Source organism: Bartonella sp. PS7NMGDW, assembly GCF_042193585.1.
Taxonomy (GTDB): Bacteria; Pseudomonadota; Alphaproteobacteria; order Rhizobiales; family Rhizobiaceae; genus Bartonella; species Bartonella grahamii.
Genome location: NZ_JBHILX010000094.1, coordinates 1 through 941 on the forward strand (window position 1 = coordinate 1; position 941 = coordinate 941).

The following is a 941-nucleotide window of genomic DNA, read 5'->3' on the forward strand; positions in this document are numbered from 1 at the left end:
ATAAAAAGTTGAAAATTCATTAAAGAGGAATTCCATGGACTTTACAGTGTTCACGCAACTTTTCACTAAAATTGATCAGATAACAAATACATATGTCACGGATCTTTCCTCAAAAACAATAGCTACAATTACACCCTTTGTTTCAATCGGTATCACAATCGCTTTCATCATCTATGGTTGGCTCATCATTCGTGGCGCTATAGATATGCCTCTCTCCGGATTTGTAAATCGTTTCCTACGGATAAGTATTATTACTTCAATAGCTCTTACCACAGGACTTTATCAAAATGAAATTGCGAGTTTAATAACACAAATGCCCTATGAGTTATCAAAAGCGCTCATAACAAATCCACTCGATAATACACAATTAATGAATTTACTGGATAAAGCAGCAACCAAAGGATTTCAATATGCAGGACGTCTTTTCCAAGAAACTGTCTTCTTCGAAGGCAATGGTCTGCTTTACAGTCTCTTAGGCATCATCATCTTGCTGGCAACAAGCCTCGTCGTAGCAATCGGTGGTGGTCTCGTGCTCCTGACAAAACTCGCTATTACACTTCTCGTAGGATGGGGACCTCTCTTCATCGTTGCTTTGCTCTGGCAACCAACTCATCGCCTTTTCGAGCAATGGATAATCCAAGTCGTCAATTATATAATCCTCTTTCTACTCTTAGCGACTGTATTTAATCTGATGATGAATATCTTTGCAAACTATTTGAGCGATATGAAACTCGATTACGACCAGAATATAAGCTTCATGTTTGGGGGAGCTATCGTCTTGTCTATTATATCCATCATGCTGTTACTCAAACTATCAAGCGTTGCCAATTCTCTCGCAAAAGGAATTACATTTGGACATCTATGGAGACATAGAAACTAGATGAGATAAAAAGCAATGGTTCCCGTAACAGACGCCCTTAATATCCATATGACAAAATAAC

Annotated in this window: 1 protein-coding gene; it reads left to right on the top strand. The window is 38.4% G+C overall.

Features of this window, described 5'->3' with window-relative positions; genetic code table 11:
- The first annotated feature begins 34 nt into the window (after nt 1-34).
- Complete coding sequence (locus tag ACFIKJ_RS09460) at nt 35-880, top strand: type IV secretion system protein (RefSeq protein ID WP_375652220.1); 846 nt, start codon at nt 35-37, stop codon at nt 878-880.
- Nucleotides 881-941: the final 61 nt, after the last annotated feature.

What these genes read in the sequence shown, in the direction of transcription:
- ACFIKJ_RS09460 (WP_375652220.1), top strand. Translation starts at nt 35, where the DNA reads ATGGACTTTACAGTGTTCACGCAACTTTTCACTAAAATTGATCAGATA.